Below are 18,136 nucleotides of genomic sequence, written 5' to 3'. Positions count from 1 at the left end.
ACCCGCCTCAGTCTGTGGTCGCCAGCGCAGGCGCTGGTGTGGAGCGATGGAACACCCGCTCAAGCCATAAGTATATGACTGGCGTGGTAAACAGCGTCAGCGCCTGGCTGACCAGCAAACCGCCGACCACCGCGATCCCCAGCGGTTGGCGCAGTTCGGCGCCGGTGCCGTAGCCGAGCATCAGCGGCAGCGCGCCGAGCAGGGCGGCGAGGGTGGTCATCATGATCGGCCGGAACCGCGTGAGGCATGCCTCGAAAATTGCTTCTTGCGGGGACAGCCCGCGATTGCGCTGGGCGTCGAGGGCGAAGTCGATCATCAGGATACCGTTCTTCTTGACGATACCGATCAGCAACACCAGGCCGATCAGCGCCATGATCGAGAAGTCCTGGCCGAGGATCCACAGCAATATCAAGGCGCCGAGACCGGCCGAAGGCAAGGTCGAGATGATCGTCAGCGGGTGCACGAAGCTCTCATAGAGCACGCCAAGAATGATGTACACCGCCACCAGCGCCGCCAGAATCAGCCACGGCTGGCTGGCCAGCGAACTCTGGAATGCCTGGGCCGCGCCCTGGAAGTTGCCGTTGACCGAGGCGGGCATGCCGATGTCGTTCTTCGCCTGGTTGAGCAAAATCACCGCATCACCCAAGGCCACGCCAGGCGCGAGGTTGAACGACAGGTTAGCGGCCGGGAACATGCCGTCGTGGGCGATGGACAACGGGCCGATGGTCGGCGCATCGAAACGGGCCAGCGCCGACAACGGCACCATCTCGCCACTCAGCGGCGAGCGCAGGTAGAAATAGGCGAGGCTTTCGGCCTTGCCGCGCTGGCGGGTGTCGAGTTCGAGAATCACGTTGTACTGGTTGATTTCGGTCTGGAACTCGTTGACCTGCCGTTGGCCGAAGGCGTCATAAAGCGCTTCGTCGACATCGCTGGCGGTCAGCCCGAAGCGCGCCGCCGCGGCACGGTCGATGTGGATGTGGGTGATGCTGCCGCCCAGTTGCAGGTCGTTGGAAATGTCGCGGAATGCCGGGATGCTGCGCAGTTTTTCGGTCAGGCGCTGGGTCCAGAGGTTCAGTGTCGGACCGTCGTTGCTCTTGAGCACGTATTGATACTGGGCGCGGCTGGGGCCGGAGCTGAGGTTGATGTCTTGCCCGGCGCGCAGGTACAGCACAATGCCCGGGACCTTCAGCAGTTGCGGACGGATCCGGTCGATGAACGCGCTGGCGGACACATCGCGGTCGCCACGTTTTTTCAAGGAGATCCAGAAGCGCCCGTTGGCGATGGTCTGGTTGCTGCCGGACACGCCCACCGAGTGGGAGAAGGTCTGCACTGCCGGGTCGGCGGCGACGATGTCAGCCAGGGCCTGGTGCTTTTTCACCATCTCCGGAAACGACACGTCGGCGGCGGCTTCGGTGGTGCCGAGGATAAAGCCGGTGTCCTGTATCGGGAAGAAACCCTTGGGGATAAACACGTAGCCGGCAACCGCCATGCACAGCGTCAGGCTGAAGATCCCCAGCATCAGTTTCTGATGGGCGAGTGCGCGGCGCAGTGCGCGTTCATACAGCGCCAGCAGGCGTTCACCGAAACCGGGTTTGGCGTGGGCATCGTGTACCGGCGCACGCATGAACAGGGCGGCCATGGTCGGTGCCAGGGTCAACGACACCACCACCGAAATCATGATGGTCGAGGTGGCGGTCAGGGCGAACTCCTTGAACAACCGACCGACCACGCCGCCCATGAACAGCAGCGGAATGAACGCCGCCACCAGCGAGAAGCTGATCGAGACCACGGTAAAACCGATCTCGCCAGCGCCCTTGATCGCCGCCTCGCGCATGCCGTCGCCAGCCTCCAGGTGGCGGTGGATGTTCTCTACCACCACAATCGCATCGTCGACCACAAACCCCACGGAAATGACGATCGCCACCAGCGTCAGGTTGTTCAGGCTAAAGCCCATGATGTACATCAGCGCGATACTGGCGATCAGCGAGACCCCGAGTACGCTGGAAACGATCAGCGTCGCCGACCACTGGCGCAGGAACAGCGCCATCACTGCGACCACCAGCAGGACCGCGATCAGCAGGGTGACTTCCACTTCATGCAGCGAAGCGCGGATGGTCTGGGTCCGGTCGATCAGCACGTTGACCTGAATCGACGCCGGAAGCATCGCTTGCAGGCCCGGCAACGCGGCTTGAATCCGGTCCACGGTGTCGACGATGTTCGCGCCCGGTTGCCGCAGGATCACCAGGTTGACCCCCGGCCGATCGCCGGACCAGGCCTGGACGTAGGCGTCTTCCGAGCCGCTGACCACGGTGGCGATGTCCCGGAGCTGGACCGGTGCGCCGTTCTTGTAGGAGACGATGAGCTGGCCGTACTCGTCGGGATGGAACAACTGATCGTTGGTCGACAGTGTGGAAATGCTCGACTCACCGTACAGCGCACCCTTGGCCAGGTTGAGGCTGGTTTTCTGAATGGCCAGGCGCACATCGGCCAGGGTCAGGCCGATGGCGGCGAGTTTGTCGGCCGAGGCCTGGACCCGGATCGCCGGACGTTGCTGGCCGGTGATGTAGATCTGGCCGACGCCGTCGATCTGGCTCAGTTGCCGCGCCAGCAGGGTTTCGGCGTAGTCGCTGAGTTCGGTGCCGGGCATTTGCGTCGAACTGACGCTGAGGATCAGCACCGGGCTGTCGGACGGGTTGACCTTGCGCCAGGTCGGCAGCGTCGGCATGTCCTTGGGCAGTTTGCCGGCAGCGGTGTTGATCGCGGCCTGAACTTCCTGCGCAGCGGTATCGATGCTTTTGTTGAGGGTGAATTGCAGGGTCAGGTTGGTCGAACCCAAGGCACTGCTGGAGGTCATCTGGGTCATGCCGGGGATGGCGCTGAATTGCACCTCCAACGGTGTCGCCACCGACGAAGCCATGGTATCGGGGCTGGCGCCGGGCAACTGCGCGGCGACTTGAATGGTCGGGAACTCGGCTTCCGGCAAAGGGGCGACGGGCAGGCGAGGGAAGGCGATCAGGCCCAGCAGCACCAGGGCGAAGGTCAGCAGTGCCGTGGCGACCGGATGGTCAATGCACCAGGCCGAAATGCCGCCATGGATTTTCATGGCTGTTGCTCCGCCGCAGTGCTTTGCGTAAGCGCTGGCGGCTCGCCGAGAATCTGCACGCTGGCCCCGGGCTTGAGCCGCGACTGACCATCGCTGACCAGCACATCACCGGCCTTTACCCCTGTGATGATGTTCAGCCCGCTGTCCTGATAGACCATTTGCACCGGAACCGATTCGACCTTGTCGCCGTTGACCCGGTAAACGAAATGCTGATCCAGCCCGCGCTGGACCACAGACGGCGGCACCACCAGCGCATGCTTGTCGAGGGCGGTCTGGATCTTGAGGGTCACCAGTTGCCCGGGCCAGAGTTTTTGCCCGGCGTTGCTGAATTCGGCCTTGGCGCGAATGGTCCCGGTGTTGGCATTGATCTGGTTGTCGATGAGCGTCAGATGACCTTCGCCGAGCAGGTCGCCGGTCTGGCCATTGGTGTCGGCGCCGAGGTAGGCATTCACGTCAGCCGGCGGGGTTGCACTGATCAGCCGTTGCAGGGTCGGCAGCATTTGCTGCGGCAGGGCGAACTCGACGGCAATCGGGTCGATCTGGGTGACGGAGAACAATCCCTGGGTATCGCTCATGCGCAGGAAGTTGCCTTCATCCACAGTGCGAATACCGACGCGACCCGTTACCGGCGAGCGAATCTGTGTGTAGGAGAGCTGCACCTGCGCCGCATCGATGGCCGCCTGATTGCCCTGCGCGGTGGCTTTCAACTGATTGACCAGGGCTTGTTGCTGGTCGTAGGTCTGTTTGGAAACCCCGTCATCGACACTCAGCAATTTGTAGCGTTTGAGATTGACCTCGGCGACCTGCAACTGCGCCTGGTTTTCGCCCAATTGCGCACGGGCCTGATCGAGGCTGGCGCGGATCGAGCGATCGTCGATAGTTGCCAGCAGGTCACCGGCCTTCACCAACTGACCTTCCTTGACCAGTAGCCGGGTGAGGATGCCGTCGATCTGCGGACGGATGACCACACTGTGCAACGACAGCACCGAGCCAATCCCACTGACATAGCGCGGCACATCGCGTTCGACGACGCTGACCACCCGCACCGGAACCGCGGTGGGGGCCGAGAGTTTGCTCGTCGCCGGTTTGATCGCAACGCCAATGGCCACGGCAGTGACCGTCACCAGCAGTGCGGCGATCAGCAGTTTTTTTCCTGGAATGGGCATGAGCATCGAACGCCGGGGCAAAAGGACGGAGAATAATGGCCTAGTTATAGTCTTTCGTTGCGGTCAGCAGGGTGACGGCTAACTGACAGGGCTGTCAGCAAAGGTGACCATTCATGCGTCGGGAGGTTAAAGATCGCGGGCACGCAGGTATACTGCCGGCCTTTCGCGGCCCACCCATCGGGCCCGACTCACTGTAACACCCGGAGCATTCATGACTTCCCCGATACAAGCGCCTGCTGCTGACGAACAGGCTGACCTGCCAGACAGCGTCGACTCCAGCGCCGACAGCGAAACCAAAGCGGTGATTCCGGCCTTCAAGTTCCCGTTCAAACCGGGCGAGTTGGGCTCCGCCAAAAACGCCAGCCAGCCGTGGTACAAGAACGGCGCCAAGAACGGCCACACCAAGGTCCCGGGCGCAGCGCCTCCTGGCACCCGTCGCTCGATGGGCAAGCGCTGAGTCGCTCCGCTCAGTTATAAATCTCAGGCCGCGCGCAACGAGATAAACGCATAGTTCAGCGGCTCTGCCGTGACCACGTTCGCACCAGCGGCCTGCACTTGCTCAGCGATGTCGTTGCCCGACACATGGAACTGCCATTCACTGGCCGAACCTGGCAACGGCGCTTCCAGGGCCTGATCAATTGCCGAGGCAAACGCGGCCATGTCCGGCAGGTAGGCGGTAAACCCGTCACCCTTGAGCGCCGTGGTGCGAATCCCCAGCCGTTGGCAAATCGCTTCCTTGGCCTGAACATCGTCGCGGTCTGCCTGACGCGAGCGCTGGATCAGATCGGCCAATGCCTGATCAACCAACTGACCGCCGACGATCAACGCAGGACCTTGCTCCCACGATTCGGGCGGGCAGTCCTTGGCCGTTGGCGTCAGCGGAATGTGCGGATTGATTTCCATCGGGTAGATGCGGCACACCAACGGCCGGCGCTCGTAGATGCGGCAGAGGTTGTCTTCGTCAAGATTCCGGCAGGGGCCGGCGTTGTACGCGGCGAAGGTGATCGCCACATGGGCCTGGCTCGCGCCGCTGGGCACCACCACGGAACGGCGTTCGGCGTGCTCGCGTTGCAAGGCCGGAAGGCCCAGGCCATTACCGAGAAAACCTTCCACCAGCACGATCACGGCCCCGCCGTCAGCCGCCCACATTCGGGCCTCGGCGAGGGTCAGGGGTACATGGTGGTCGCTGCAGCATTTGCCACAACCTACGCAGGAAAACGTCGTATTCATTAGGCGACCGGTCACATTCCAGGGGCGTCAGCGATGACGAAAAACCACCGCGAGGGAGGGGGCCAAAGCAAGTTGTGCGCCAGTTGCGGGCCGCGATTATCAGTCTGGAACCAGCTCGCGGCGAACCATGCGCATCCCGGCGCTTTCATACAGGCACCGAGCGCGCTGGTTGTCTTCCAGCACCTTCAGATCAACAAACCCTTCGCGCCGCTGTTGAAACACACTGAAGGCATGCAACAGCAACGCCCGTCCCAAGCCTTGGCCCTGAGCCCGTGGATGCACCACCAGGTTCTTGATGTAGGCGCTGGTCCAGCACTGGGCCACGCCAACAATGCCTTGGGCATCCGAGGCGATGAAACACAGCGCCGGGTCATATTCGGCATCGCTTTCAAAGCGCTCGCGCCACACCTCCAGCGCCGGTACTCGACCGCCGCCGTGTTGATAACCCTGTTCCATCACCTCATGAACGGCGTTGGCCAATTGCGGGCGATAGAGGCTCAGCCGGATGCCATCCGGCCAGACGACTGGCGGCAACACCCCGGCGAGGTCGCGCCGCAGCAGCAGGCAATACTCCTCAGCCAAGGCTCAGTGACCTTGTTCTTGCTGCGCGACGGCTTTTGCGGCGGTGATCAGGCATTTGGTCAGCTCTGGCGAAGAGAACTTGGTCAGCACCCCGTTCGCCCCGGCCAGACGGGCTTTTTCGCTGTTCATCGCACTGTCCAGCGAGGTGTGCAGCAGGATATAGAGGTGGGAAAAATCCGGGGTTTCACGCAGGGTTCGGGTGAACGCGTAACCGTCCATCTCGGACATTTCGATGTCCGAGACAATCAGGTTGATCTGCTGCGCAGTGCCTTGCAGGTCCAACAGGCAGTCGATGGCTTCCCTGGCGCTGCGTGCGGTGTGGCATTGCAGGCCGAGGTTGCGCAGGGTGTGTACCGATTGTTGCAGCGCCACCTGGCTGTCATCGACCACCAGAATGCGTGCGTTGCCCAATACTTCGGCGTCTTCCATGCTCAGTTCGGTCGGGGCCATTTCGATCTGCGCCGGGGCGATGCCGTGGATGACTTTTTCGATGTCGAGCACCTGCACCAGCGTGCCGTCGACCGAGGTTACGCCGGTGATGTACGAACGCACGCCCCCGGAGCCGTAGGGCGGCGGGCGGATGTCGGTGGTCAGGCAATGGACGATCTTGCTTACCGCTTGTACGTGCAGGCCCTGTTTGGAGCGGCTGATGTCGGTGACGATCAGGCAGCCGCCGTCCGGGTCCACCAGTGGCCGCTCGCCGATCGCCCGGCTCAGGTCGATGACCGACAGCGAAGCACCGCGCAGGGTGGCGATGCCTTTGACGTGCGGGTGCGACTCCGGCAGCCTGGTCAGCGGCGGGCAGGGGATGATTTCACTGACTTTCAGCAGGTTGATCGCCATCAGCTTGCCACTGCGCAAGGTAAAGAGCAGAAGCGAAAGTGAATCTGCGCGGGCTTTGTTGGAGGACATAAAAACCTTCTGTGGAAAAGGTGACGGGCGATAGTTGGATCGCCAGCAACTATTGATATCGGGTTATCGACGTCAGCGGGGCAGGCTTTAGGACTGATCCCGGTTTCCTGATCGGCGTAACTCCCGTAGCAGCTGCCGAAGGCTGCGTTCGGGCCGGGGTCGCGCTCGACCGGAGTCCTCGCTTAACCGGGCACCGCGTTATATCTGTTACACCGCGTACCCAGGGTTTACGACTGCTACGCAGCCGAACGCAGCCTTCGGCAGCTGCTACGGGGATCGCTTCATTTCATGCCTAATCTTTTGGCCATCCGCCCAAGGTTCGCCCGGTCCAAGCCTAGCTCACGGGCGGCGCTGGCCCAGTTGTTTTGATGGCGCTCAAGACAAGCGGTGATCAACTGGCGTTGATAGTTCTCGGTGGCCTGGCGCAGGTCGCCGAACACTTCTGCGGTGGGCAGCGGTTCAATGCTGGCTGGCGCCGGGGGCGATTCGAGGGGCGTGTGGGGCAAGTCCAGATCTGCCGCGCTCAAGCTGAGAATCTTTGGCCGTTCCCGCGAGTTGCCCAGCGCTTTCAAGGCACTGCGACCAATCAAGTGCTCCAGCTCACGGACGTTGCCCGGCCAGCTGTAGGCCAGCAATGCCGCTTGGGCGTCGCTGCTCAGGCGCAGGCTGTTGAGGCCCATCCGCGAGCGGTTCTGTTCAAGAAAGTAACCGCTGAGCAACAACACATCCCGACCGCGATCACGCAGCGCCGGCACCAGCAGCGGGTAGACGCTGAGGCGATGGTAGAAGTCGGCGCGGTAGCGACCGCTGCGCACTTCTTCGGCCAGGTCACGGTTGGTCGCGGCGATCAGGCGCACGTCAACCTGATGTTCCTTGTCCGAACCCAGGCGTTGCAACTGACCGCTTTGCAGCACACGGAGCAATTTGGCCTGCACCGCCAGCGACAACTCGCCCACTTCATCGAGAAACAGCGTGCCGCCATTGGCCAGTTCAAATTTGCCACGCCGATCGTTCAGCGCCCCGGTGAAGGCGCCGCGCACGTGGCCGAACAGTTCGCTTTCCACCAGCGTGTCAGGCAGCGCGGCGCAGTTGAGGCTGATGATCGGTTTGTCGGCACGCGGTGAAGCGGCGTGGATCGCCTGGGCCACCAACTCTTTACCGACCCCGGTTTCGCCGGTGATCAGCACGGTCAGGTCGCTGCCGCCGACCAGGTTGATTTCTTCCACCAAGCGTTTGTGCGCTTTGCTCTGGCCGATCATTTCGCGGTTCTGCTGACCGCTGGCCTGGCGATAGACCTCGGCGCGCTGGTGTTCATCTTCTGCGCGATTGGCCAGCCGTTCGATACGCTCGGCGGCGTTGACCGTGGCGGCGGCGAGGCTGGCAAAGGCTTGCAAGGCGTCCAGCTCGATCGGTTCGAAGCGCTCCGGGTCCAGCGCATCGAGGGTCAGCAAGCCCCATGGACGCTCATCGATAAACAGCGGGCAGCCCATGCAGTCGTGGACTTCCAGGTGGTCGCCGTGGCCGTCGACCAAACCGTCATAAGGGTCGGGCAAGGTGCTGTCGCTGGGGAAGCGCGTCGGCTCCGAGCGGCTGAGCAATGCTTCAAAGCGCGGGTGTTCGCTGACCTTGAAGCGCCGCCCCAGGGTGTCGGTGCTCAGGCCATCCACCGCCAGCGGCACCAGCCATTCACCGTCGAGCCGCAGCAGGGCGGCGGCATCGCAGGGGAGCAGGGCGCGCATGGCTTCGAGCAGGCGCCGGTAACGCTCGCCTTCGGGCAGTTCGCGGGAAAGGTCGGAGACCAGCGGCAGCAACGCGGTGAGCAAGGGTTTTGCAGTCATATTGACTCCATGTAGTCGAGGTGACTATAAATCCGCTTGTGTCGTTATGACTACATGTTTATTAAGTTATTGATTTATATGGTTTTAATTGTTGGCACAGAAACTGATACGTCATGGGTAGAAAACTATAAACCCAGTCGTTCAGGAGTACCCCCTTAATGCTTAGCGCTCAAGACCGTGCCATCGTCAAATCCACCGTACCGCTGTTGGAAAGCGGTGGCGAAGCCCTGATTACTCACTTCTACCGCATGATGCTCTCCGAGTACCCAGAGGTTCGTCCGCTGTTCAACCAGGCGCACCAGGCCAGCGGCGACCAGCCACGGGCCTTGGCTCGCGGGGTGCTGATGTATGCGCGGCACATCGATCAGCTCGACCAGTTGGGCGACCTGGTGGCGAAGATCATCAACAAGCACGTTGCCCTGCAAATCCTGCCGGAGCATTACCCGATTGTCGGCGCCTGTCTGCTGCGGGCGATTTCCGAAGTGCTGGGTGACGAGATCGCCACGCCCGAAGTGATGAGCGCCTGGGGCGCCGCCTACAACCAACTGGCCGACATTTTGATCGGCGCCGAAACCGCGATCTACGACCAGAAGGCCGCAGCGGTCGGCGGCTGGCGCGGGGCGCGGGAATTCAAGTTGGCCAAGCGTGTGGAAGAGAGCGCGGAAATCACCTCGTTCTACTTTGAACCAGCGGACAAGGGGCCGATTCTCGCGGCAGAACCGGGTCAGTACATCGGCATGAAACTGATCCTCGACGGCGAAGAAATCCGCCGCAACTACTCGCTGTCGTCCCTGGGCGACAACGGTCAGTACCGCATCAGCGTCAAGCGCGAAGAGGGCGGTCGTGCCTCGAATTACCTGCATGACCAGCTCCACGTCGGCGCGAGCATCCTGCTGTTCCCGCCTGCGGGTGAGTTCACCCTGACCGCCAGCGATAAACCGCTGGTGCTGATCAGCGGCGGCGTCGGCATCACGCCAACCCTGCCGATGCTCGAAGCGGCGCTGGCCACCGAGCGTCCGGTGCACTTTATCCACTGTGCGCGTAACGGTGGCGTGCATGCCTTCCGCGACTGGATCGACGGCCTGGCCGAGCGTCACCCGCAACTCAAGCGCTTCTACTGCTACGCCGAAGATGACGGCGTCAGCCCGGCGGCGGACAAGGTCGGGCTGTTGAGTCAGGAGCTGTTGGCGGACTGGTTGCCGCAAGAGCGCGACCTGGACGCTTACTTCCTCGGCCCGAAAGGCTTCATGGCCGCGATCAAGCGCCACCTCAAGGCCTTGGGTGTTCCGGAGAAACAGAGCCGCTACGAGTTCTTCGGCCCGGCTGCTGCGCTGGAGTAAGCGGATGAAGGCGACTCGGGGGACCGAGTCGCCTTCATCGCGAGCAGGCTCGCTCCCACATTGGAACTGCGACGTACGCACGATGTGTGTTCACATCGATCCAGTGTGGGAGCGAGCCTGCTCGCGATGGCCACACCACGGTCCCGAATCTTGCAAAACACCCGAAAGTTAATCCCTTCTTAACCCGCCTGTCGTCTATTCCCCTATCCACCCGCACGCGCCAGACTCTCAAAGGTCAGGGCCAGCGTGTAGACTTGCGAGCAATAGATAGTCAGAAGGGAAACGCGATGAATGAGGAAATGATGCGGTTGGGCCGTGAGCGGCGCTTCCTGGTGTTGCTGGGCATCATCTGCCTGGCGCTGATCGGCGGCGCGCTCTACATGCAAGTGGTGCTGGGCGAGGCGCCATGCCCGCTGTGCATCCTGCAACGCTATGCGCTGTTGCTGATTGCGATCAGTGCCTTTATCGGTGCCGCCATGCGCACCCGTCGCAGCATCACCGTGTTCGAAGGTCTGGTGGTGATCTTCGCCCTCGCGGGCGCTGCAGCGGCCGGGCATCACGTCTATACGCAGTTCTACCCGGCGGTCAGCTGCGGCATCGATGTGCTGCAACCGATTGTCGACGGCTTGCCGCTGGCGAAGATCTTCCCGCTGGGTTTCCAGGTCGACGGCTTCTGCGAGACGCCGTACCCGCCGATCCTCGGCCTGTCGCTGGCACAGTGGGCGCTGGTGGCCTTCGTGTTGACCGTGGTGCTGGTGCCGCTGCTCATTTCGCGTAACCGCAAACACCTGAACTGAGGCTTCTCGCCGCAGCCGCAGGCCTTGAATAAAGCGCCCCGGACCTCGAAAAGAGGCCGGGGCGCTTTGCGTTTCAGCGGGTCTGTCAAAGGATCGTGACGTGCGGCAAAGAAGGGTGTGACACGTGTGCGACATGTTGTCACAGCCAAGGTGTCGCAACTCATTTCAAAGACGATTGTCGTCGCTGAAACTGACAGGGAATTTACCTTGCTGACGGACCTCTCCGGAAGCCGGCAAATCCGTTGCAGCAGGCAGTTTTAACAGGCTCGGACGAATGGCTAAAGGCCTTGTGACAAGGGGGCTTGCGCGAGGTCGGCGATGCTTCGAGAGAAGCTGAAGCTGTCTGAACTGCGGACAGTAGCGCTGGTTTTTTCGGGGTTGTTGTTGAGAATCTGTCTCGATATCGTGGATAATCTTTGCAGATTTCGTTAATGATTGTTGCGGTATCCGATAAAAATTATTTCGAGTTGAGACATGGTTTATACAACGTTACATATCTACAATCGCCCGCACTGAAATTCCGGGGCGGCACTCTCCTTGGCACAAGGGGTGGTCGTGGGGCTGTAACGGGCTTCATTCGACGCCAGGTGTCGGCGCCTTTCAACTATCCGCACCAAATGGAATTGGTCTGTAACAAGGCCTTTGACCACGAATTCGAATAAGAACTCACCGCTAGCCCAGGATGTGTCGACCAGCGTTTAGCGCGCGACGGGCAAGCCCTTATTCAATCCAAGAAAAATGCCAACCCTTGGCAGGGTGAAGTGTTGGCGATCAAAACCCAACTGCATTGCGCAAGCTGCTTTAGAGGTCGTGAGATGAGTAAAAACAGGTACCCCAGACTACTAGGCTTATTGCCGCTGCTCGGCACGCTGTTGCTGGGAGGCTGCAACATGACCCTGCTCGATCCCAAGGGCCAGGTCGGCCTGGACGAGCGCAACCTGATCATCACCGCAACGCTGCTGATGCTGTTGGTCGTGGTTCCGGTCATCGTCATGACCTTCCTGTTCGCCTGGAAATACCGCGCTTCCAACAAGGACGCCGTCTACACCCCGAAATGGTCGCACTCCACCAAGATTGAAATCGCGGTGTGGGCTGTCCCAGTCCTGATCATCATTGCCCTGGGTTACGTCACCTACAAGTCGACCCACGCGCTGGACCCTTACCGTCCGCTGGAATCCGACGTCAAGCCGATCACCATTCAAGTGGTCGCGATGGACTGGAAGTGGCTGTTCATCTACCCGGAACAAGGCATCGCCACCGTCAACAAGATGGTGTTCCCGGCCAACACGCCAGTTAACTTCAAGATCACCTCCGACACCGTGATGAACTCGTTCTTCATTCCGGGCCTGGGCGGTCAGATCTACGCGATGGCGGGCATGGAAACCAAGTTGCACCTGATCGCCAATCAGAATGCCGAGTTTGACGGTATCTCCGCCAACTACAGCGGTGCTGGCTTCACTGGCATGAAATTCAAAGCAATCGCCACCTCTCAGGCAGATTTCGACGCCTGGGTCAGTGATGTCAAGAAGGCACCTAAACAGCTTGAAAAAGCTGAATACGAAGCCCTTTCCAAACCAAGCCAGAACAACCCGGTTGAACTCTACTCCTCGTACGCGCCGAACCTGTTCCAGACCATCATCGACAAGTATGAAGGCATGAAACCGGGCAAGCCGATGCACCACGAGAAGGAAGGGAAGGAAGTGGCCGGTATGGAAGGGATGGACATGAGTTCGCATTCAGCTGCCGGGGCAGAGGAGTAAACGATGTTTGGTAAATTAAGTTGGGAAGCGATCCCGTTCCACGAGCCGATCGTGATGGTGACCATCGCCATGATCGCGCTCGGTGGTCTGGCGGTATTTGCTGCAATCACCTACTTCAAGAAGTGGACCTATTTGTGGACCGAGTGGCTGACGTCGGTCGACCACAAGAAAATCGGCGTGATGTACATCATCGTTGCCATGATCATGCTGCTGCGTGGTTTTGCCGACGCCGTGATGATGCGCTCCCAGCTGGCCCTGGCCACTGAGGGTTCGCCTGGCTACCTGCCACCTGAACACTATGACCAGATCTTCACCGCTCACGGTGTGATCATGATCATCTTCATGGCGATGCCATTCTTCACCGGCCTGATGAACCTTGCAGTGCCGCTGCAGATCGGCGCGCGTGACGTTGCCTACCCGTTCCTGAACTCCCTGAGCTTCTGGCTGCTGGTTTCCGGCGTGGTACTGGTGAACGTGTCCCTGGGTGTCGGCGAATTCGCCCGTACCGGTTGGGTTGCGTATCCACCGCTGTCGGAACTGGGCTACAGCCCGGGCGTGGGTGTGGACTACTACATCTGGGCATTACAACTGTCCGGACTGGGTACGACATTGACGGGGGTCAACTTCCTGGCCACCGTGCTGAAAATGCGTACCCCGGGCATGAAAATGATGGACATGCCGATCTTCACCTGGACCTGCACCTGGGCCAACGTACTGATCGTCGCTTCCTTCCCGATCCTGACCGCTACCCTGGCACTGCTGACGCTTGACCGTTACATGGATTTCCACATTTTCACCAATGAACTTGGTGGCAATCCAATGATGTACGTCAACCTGTTCTGGGCCTGGGGTCACCCCGAGGTTTACATCCTGATTCTGCCGGCGTTCGGGATCTTCTCCGAAGTCATCTCGACCTTCTCCGGCAAGAAACTGTTTGGCCACCACTCGATGATCTACGCCAGCGGCGCGATCTCGATCCTGGGCTTCATGGTTTGGCTGCACCACTTCTTCACCATGGGTTCGGGTGCCAACGTCAACGCCTTCTTCGGTCTGGCGACGATGCTGATTTCGATCCCGACCGGGGTGAAGCTGTTCAACTGGCTGTTCACCATTTACCAGGGCCGTCTGCGTTTCACCAGCCAGGTTCTGTGGACCCTGGGCTTCATGGTGACCTTCGCCATCGGCGGCATGACCGGCGTACTGCTGGCCATCCCGGGTGCTGACTTCGTACTGCACAACAGCCTGTTCGTGATCGCGCACTTCCACAACGTGATCATCGGCGGCGCCGTGTTCGGCTACATCGCTGGCTTCGGCTTCTACTTCCCTAAAGCGTTCGGCTTCAAGCTGCACGAAGGTTGGGGCAAGGCAGCGTTCTGGTTCTGGATCTCGGGCTTCTTCGTCGCGTTCATGCCGCTCTATGTACTGGGCTTCATGGGCATGACCCGTCGTCTGAACAGCACCACCAACCCTGAGTGGACGCCATACCTGCACGTGGCAATGGTCGGTGCGGTACTGATCGCCTTCGGTATTGCCTGCCAGTTGATCCAGTTGTACGTGAGTATCCGTGATCGCAAGCTGCCGCAGAACATGTGCGAAGCCGGCGACCCGTGGAATGCCCACACGCTGGAATGGTCGACCTCGTCGCCACCACCGTTCTACAACTTCGCTGTACTGCCGAAAGCCGACGGTATCGACCCGTTCACCGAAGCCAAGGAAAACGGTACTGCGTACAAGGCTCCGGCCAAGTACGAGCCGATCCACATGCCAAACAACACCGCGACCGGTCTGGTCATGGGTGCTCTGTTGACCGTGTTCGGTTTCGCGATGATCTGGCACATCTGGTGGATGGCCATCTTTGGCCTGGCTGGCACCGTGATCTATTTCGTGATCCACGCTGCCCGTGATGATCAAGGCTACATGGTGCCGGTCGACGTGATCGAGCGCATTGAAGCCGAGCAGCACAAGCGTCTGGTTGCGGCCAAAGCGATTCCGGCCACCGCCACCCGTGTTGAAACCTCGTTGGAACAGGCTTAAACCATGTCGAACTTAGTGACCAATGTTGGACACGCCCATGGTCATGACCATGGGCACGATGACCATCACCACGACTCGGGCGAGATGACCGTATTCGGTTTCTGGCTCTACCTGATGACCGACTGCATTCTGTTTGCGTCGATCTTCGCGGTGTACGCGGTACTGGTAAACAACGTAGCCGGTGGCCCGTCGGGCCACGACATCTTCGAACTGCCCTACGTGTTGGGCGAAACCGCCTGCCTGTTGCTCAGCTCGATCACCTACGGCTTCGCCATGCTGGCGTTGTTCAAAGGCAAGAAGACTCAGGTGCTGGGCTGGTTGGCCATCACCTTCCTGTTCGGTCTGGGCTTCATCGGCATGGAGATCAACGAGTTCCATACGCTGATCTCCGAAGGCTTCGGTCCGAACCGTAGCGGTTTCCTGTCCGGGTTCTTCACCCTGGTCGGCACCCACGGTCTGCACGTGACCAGCGGTCTGATCTGGATGGCGATCATGATGTATCAGGTCCAGAAGAATGGCCTGACGGCGACCAACAAGACCCGTCTGAGCTGCCTGAGCCTGTTCTGGCACTTCCTGGACGTAGTGTGGATCTGCGTATTCACCGTTGTTTACCTGATGGGGACTCTGTAAATGGCTAACGCAGCTCACTCACACGATAGTCACGACGACAGCCACGGCAGCGTCAAGTCCTACGCTATCGGCTTCATCCTGTCGGTGATCCTGACCATCATTCCTTTCGGCCTGGTGATGTACCCATCCCTGCCGAAAGCCATGACCCTGGCGATCGTACTGGCCTTCGCAGTGATCCAGGTGCTGGTGCACCTGGTCTACTTCCTGCACCTGGACCGCTCCGCCGCCCAGCGTAACAACGTGATTGCGTTTGTTTTCGCGGCGCTGGTTATCGTCCTGTTGGTCGGTCTGTCGCTGTGGATCATGTACAGCATCCATTCCGTCATGATGGCGCACTGAGGAAAGTCCGGATGTCCTTAAAGCACTTTATCCAAATCACCAAACCGGGGATCATTTTCGGTAACGTGCTTTCTGTGGCAGGCGGGTTTTTCCTGGCCTCGAAAGGGCATGTCGATCTGGCCATTTTCCTGGCTGCGATGATCGGCACGTCCCTGGTGGTCGCGTCGGGTTGCGTGTTCAACAACTGCATCGACCGTGACATCGACCTGAAGATGGAACGCACCAAGAACCGTGTGCTGGTGCAGGGCCTGATCTCCCTGAAACTGGCACTGGTTTACGCGACCGTCCTGGGTGTCGCCGGCGTGGCCTTGCTGTATCGCGTGGCCAACCCGCTGGCGGCGTTGTTCGCGGTGATCGGCTTTGTCATCTACGTCGGCTTCTACAGCCTGTACCTCAAGCGCAAGTCTGTTCACGGCACGCTGGTGGGCAGTCTGTCGGGGGCGATGCCGCCGGTGATCGGCTATGTCGCAGTCAGCAATAGCTTCGACATGGCGGCGCTGACGCTGCTGGTGATGTTCAGTTTGTGGCAGATGCCGCATTCCTACGCGATCGCGATCTTTCGCTTCAACGATTACCTGGCGGCATCGATTCCGGTGTTGCCGGTGAAGCGCGGGATTCAGGTGGCGAAGAAGCACATCCTGCTGTACATCCTGGCGTTCCTGGTGGCGACCTTGATGCTGACGTTCAGCGGTTACGCTGGCATGAGTTATCTCGCGGTTGCGGCGGCCATGGGCATGTACTGGTTGTACATGGCGTGGACTGGCTACAAGGCGGTGGATGACACGGTTTGGGCACGTAAGCTGTTCGTGTTTTCGATTTTCACCATCACGGCGTTTGACAGCCGACCAATCTCCCGCAGATGTACACCAATCAAAACTGTGGGAGCTGGCTTGCCTGCGAAGGCGGCCTGACAGCCGGCCTATCTCTTGCGGATGTACTCAGTTCACCTGTGGGAGCGAGCCTGCTCGCGATGACGGCCGGACAGCCGGCCAATGTCTTGCAGGTGTACATATCCATTCCTGCGGTAACGGCCACTTAGGGTTTCGCCTGACGGCGACTCACTTTTTTTACAAGCGCCTAAAAAAAGTAAGCAAAAAAACCCCAAGCGTACGGCACCTCGCCTAGGCTCGGCGTCCCCTTGTAAGTTTGTCATTGCCTGCTTCAGATCGAGGGTCCCCTAGGTTTCGAAACCGTGAGCGAGCGAGGGTCGAAGCAGGTTCTCTTCCACATCCCGAACAGTTGCCTGGGCATAAAGCCCGATTAGCAAGGCCGGGAAACAGGAGAATCGCTATGGACCAGCCACAGGTTTTCATAGGGGTTGATATTGCGAAGGACAAGCTGGACGTTTTTGTCAGCGCTACGAAGGAGTTCAGTCAGTACAGCAATGACGAGGCAGGGATTGGCGCTTTGGTTGAGGCGCTGGTCAAGCTCAGTCCCCACCGAATCATTATGGAGGCAACGGGCGGCTATGAGCGTCTGGTGTTTGCACAGATGGTGGTAGCTAAACTACCTGCGATTGTCGTAAATCCACGCCAGGTTAAATACTTCGGTCGTAGCCTTGGGCTATTGGCCAAGACGGATAAGCTTGATGCAAGTTTGTTGGCGCTATTTGGTGAGCGCTGCCAGCCGCAACTGAGGGAGGCGCCGTCGGAGGAAACGCTGGAGTTGGCGAACCTGCTGATTCGCCGCCGGCAGTTGGTTGACATGCTGGTTTCTGAAAAGCAGAGACTGAAACAAGCACAGGGCAAGGCCCTGCGCAAAGACATCAAAGGTCATGTCGAGTGGCTTGAAAAACGCCTCAGAGCCTCGGATCAGGGGCTTCATGAGGCGGTCAAGAAAATCCCCGCATGGCAAGCCAACTACGATCTTTTGAGCGAATGCAAAGGAATAGGCCCAGTCGGAAGCTGGACGATGCTGGCGTTGCTTCCAGAGCTTGGAAAGCTCAACCGTAAGCAAATCGCCGCGTTGGCCGGCGTCGCCCCGTTCAATCGCGAGAGCGGTACCTGGAAGGGGAAACGTTGTATCTGGGGTGGTAGAACCGAGGTCAGACGGGTGCTGTATATGCTGGTTTTAGGCATGATCCGAGCGAAGAACCCGCAATTGAAAGCGTTCTATGAGCATTTGCTCGCCGCGGGTAAACCCAGGAAGGTGGCGTTGGTGGCCTGCATGAGAAAGCTGCTGACAATTCTGAACGCGATGCTCAGGGATCAAAAGCCATTTGAGCTGAAATCGGCTTGACGATAAACACAGTTGCTCGCTCCGGTGTCCATCAGGGGGCATCGCCTACGGTCTGCTTCGCGACGACCTCCTCTCGATGTGTCCGGCTGCGCCGTACGGCGCTGCGCGCCCACCCCCTGATGAACACCTCCACTCGGCCTCCCGATAGGGGCGGGTGGATCAAGATC

General features: G+C 60.0%; 15 protein-coding genes. 9 read left to right on the top strand and 6 right to left on the bottom strand.

The genetic code is table 11. The annotated features are described in order from the left end of the window. Positions 1 to 7: 7 nt before the first annotated feature. Positions 8 to 3,103: a multidrug efflux RND transporter permease subunit gene (locus AC1DIH_RS23175; protein ID WP_477773433.1), complete on the bottom strand. Its 3,096-nt coding sequence runs from the start codon at positions 3,101 to 3,103 to the stop codon at positions 8 to 10. After that, positions 3,100 to 4,269 carry an efflux RND transporter periplasmic adaptor subunit gene (locus AC1DIH_RS23170; protein WP_477773432.1) on the bottom strand — a complete coding sequence of 390 codons (1,170 nt, stop codon included), beginning with the start codon at positions 4,267 to 4,269 and terminating at the stop codon, positions 3,100 to 3,102. The genes AC1DIH_RS23175 and AC1DIH_RS23170 overlap by 4 nt, the downstream gene beginning before the upstream one ends. A gap of 211 nt (positions 4,270 to 4,480) precedes the next feature. Between AC1DIH_RS23170 and AC1DIH_RS23165 the strand changes: the two genes are divergently transcribed. Beyond that, a complete protein-coding gene (locus AC1DIH_RS23165; RefSeq protein ID WP_477773431.1) occupies positions 4,481 to 4,726 on the top strand; it encodes a hypothetical protein in 246 nt (81 codons plus the stop codon). A gap of 23 nt (positions 4,727 to 4,749) precedes the next feature. Here the strand turns inward: AC1DIH_RS23165 and AC1DIH_RS23160 are convergent, their stop codons facing one another. The 4 genes from AC1DIH_RS23160 to norR form a co-directional block, all read right to left on the bottom strand. Further along, positions 4,750 to 5,499, bottom strand: a complete 750-nt coding sequence (locus AC1DIH_RS23160) for a YkgJ family cysteine cluster protein (protein ID WP_477773430.1) — start codon at positions 5,497 to 5,499, stop codon at positions 4,750 to 4,752. Positions 5,500 to 5,598: 99 nt separating this feature from the next. After that, a complete protein-coding gene (locus AC1DIH_RS23155; RefSeq protein ID WP_477773429.1) occupies positions 5,599 to 6,081 on the bottom strand; it encodes a GNAT family N-acetyltransferase in 483 nt (160 codons plus the stop codon). Positions 6,082 to 6,084: 3 nt separating this feature from the next. Further along, entirely contained in the window at positions 6,085 to 6,993 is a 909-nt protein-coding gene (locus AC1DIH_RS23150; RefSeq protein WP_477773428.1) for a chemotaxis protein CheW, read from the bottom strand. A gap of 281 nt (positions 6,994 to 7,274) precedes the next feature. Then, entirely contained in the window at positions 7,275 to 8,831 is a 1,557-nt protein-coding gene (gene norR, locus AC1DIH_RS23145) for a nitric oxide reductase transcriptional regulator NorR (RefSeq protein ID WP_477773427.1), read from the bottom strand. Positions 8,832 to 8,989: 158 nt separating this feature from the next. Between norR and hmpA the strand changes: the two genes are divergently transcribed. The 8 genes from hmpA to AC1DIH_RS23105 all read left to right on the top strand — a co-directional run bounded on the left by hmpA (position 8,990) and on the right by AC1DIH_RS23105 (position 17,969). Next, complete coding sequence (gene hmpA / locus AC1DIH_RS23140) at positions 8,990 to 10,171, top strand: NO-inducible flavohemoprotein (protein WP_103319156.1); 1,182 nt, start codon at positions 8,990 to 8,992, stop codon at positions 10,169 to 10,171. A gap of 287 nt (positions 10,172 to 10,458) precedes the next feature. Next, positions 10,459 to 10,968 carry a disulfide bond formation protein B gene (locus tag AC1DIH_RS23135; RefSeq protein ID WP_473218018.1) on the top strand — a complete coding sequence of 170 codons (510 nt, stop codon included), beginning with the start codon at positions 10,459 to 10,461 and terminating at the stop codon, positions 10,966 to 10,968. Between the two features lie 815 nt (positions 10,969 to 11,783). After that, the gene (gene cyoA / locus AC1DIH_RS23130; protein ID WP_019693536.1) at positions 11,784 to 12,728 is read left to right on the top strand and encodes a ubiquinol oxidase subunit II; all 945 of its coding nucleotides are present in this window, start codon (positions 11,784 to 11,786) and stop codon (positions 12,726 to 12,728) included. Between the two features lie 3 nt (positions 12,729 to 12,731). After that, a complete protein-coding gene (gene cyoB, locus AC1DIH_RS23125) occupies positions 12,732 to 14,762 on the top strand; it encodes a cytochrome o ubiquinol oxidase subunit I (RefSeq protein ID WP_477773426.1) in 2,031 nt (676 codons plus the stop codon). Positions 14,763 to 14,765: 3 nt separating this feature from the next. Beyond that, on the top strand, positions 14,766 to 15,392 hold the full coding sequence (locus AC1DIH_RS23120) for a cytochrome o ubiquinol oxidase subunit III (RefSeq protein ID WP_054595735.1): 627 nt from the start codon (positions 14,766 to 14,768) through the stop codon (positions 15,390 to 15,392). Next, positions 15,393 to 15,731 (top strand): cytochrome o ubiquinol oxidase subunit IV, encoded by a 339-nt coding sequence (gene cyoD / locus AC1DIH_RS23115; RefSeq protein ID WP_054595736.1) that lies wholly within the window; start codon positions 15,393 to 15,395, stop codon positions 15,729 to 15,731. 11 nt (positions 15,732 to 15,742) lie between these two features. Beyond that, positions 15,743 to 16,642, top strand: coding sequence for a heme o synthase (gene cyoE, locus AC1DIH_RS23110; protein ID WP_477773425.1), 900 nt, complete (start codon positions 15,743 to 15,745; stop codon positions 16,640 to 16,642). Between the two features lie 379 nt (positions 16,643 to 17,021). Further along, the gene (locus AC1DIH_RS23105; RefSeq protein WP_477773424.1) at positions 17,022 to 17,969 is read left to right on the top strand and encodes an IS110 family RNA-guided transposase; all 948 of its coding nucleotides are present in this window, start codon (positions 17,022 to 17,024) and stop codon (positions 17,967 to 17,969) included. The last annotated feature ends 167 nt before the right edge of the window (positions 17,970 to 18,136 follow it).

It is taken from the genome of Pseudomonas sp. 05N36 (genome assembly GCF_056397385.1).
This window is presented reverse-complemented; position numbering and strand designations above follow the sequence as displayed.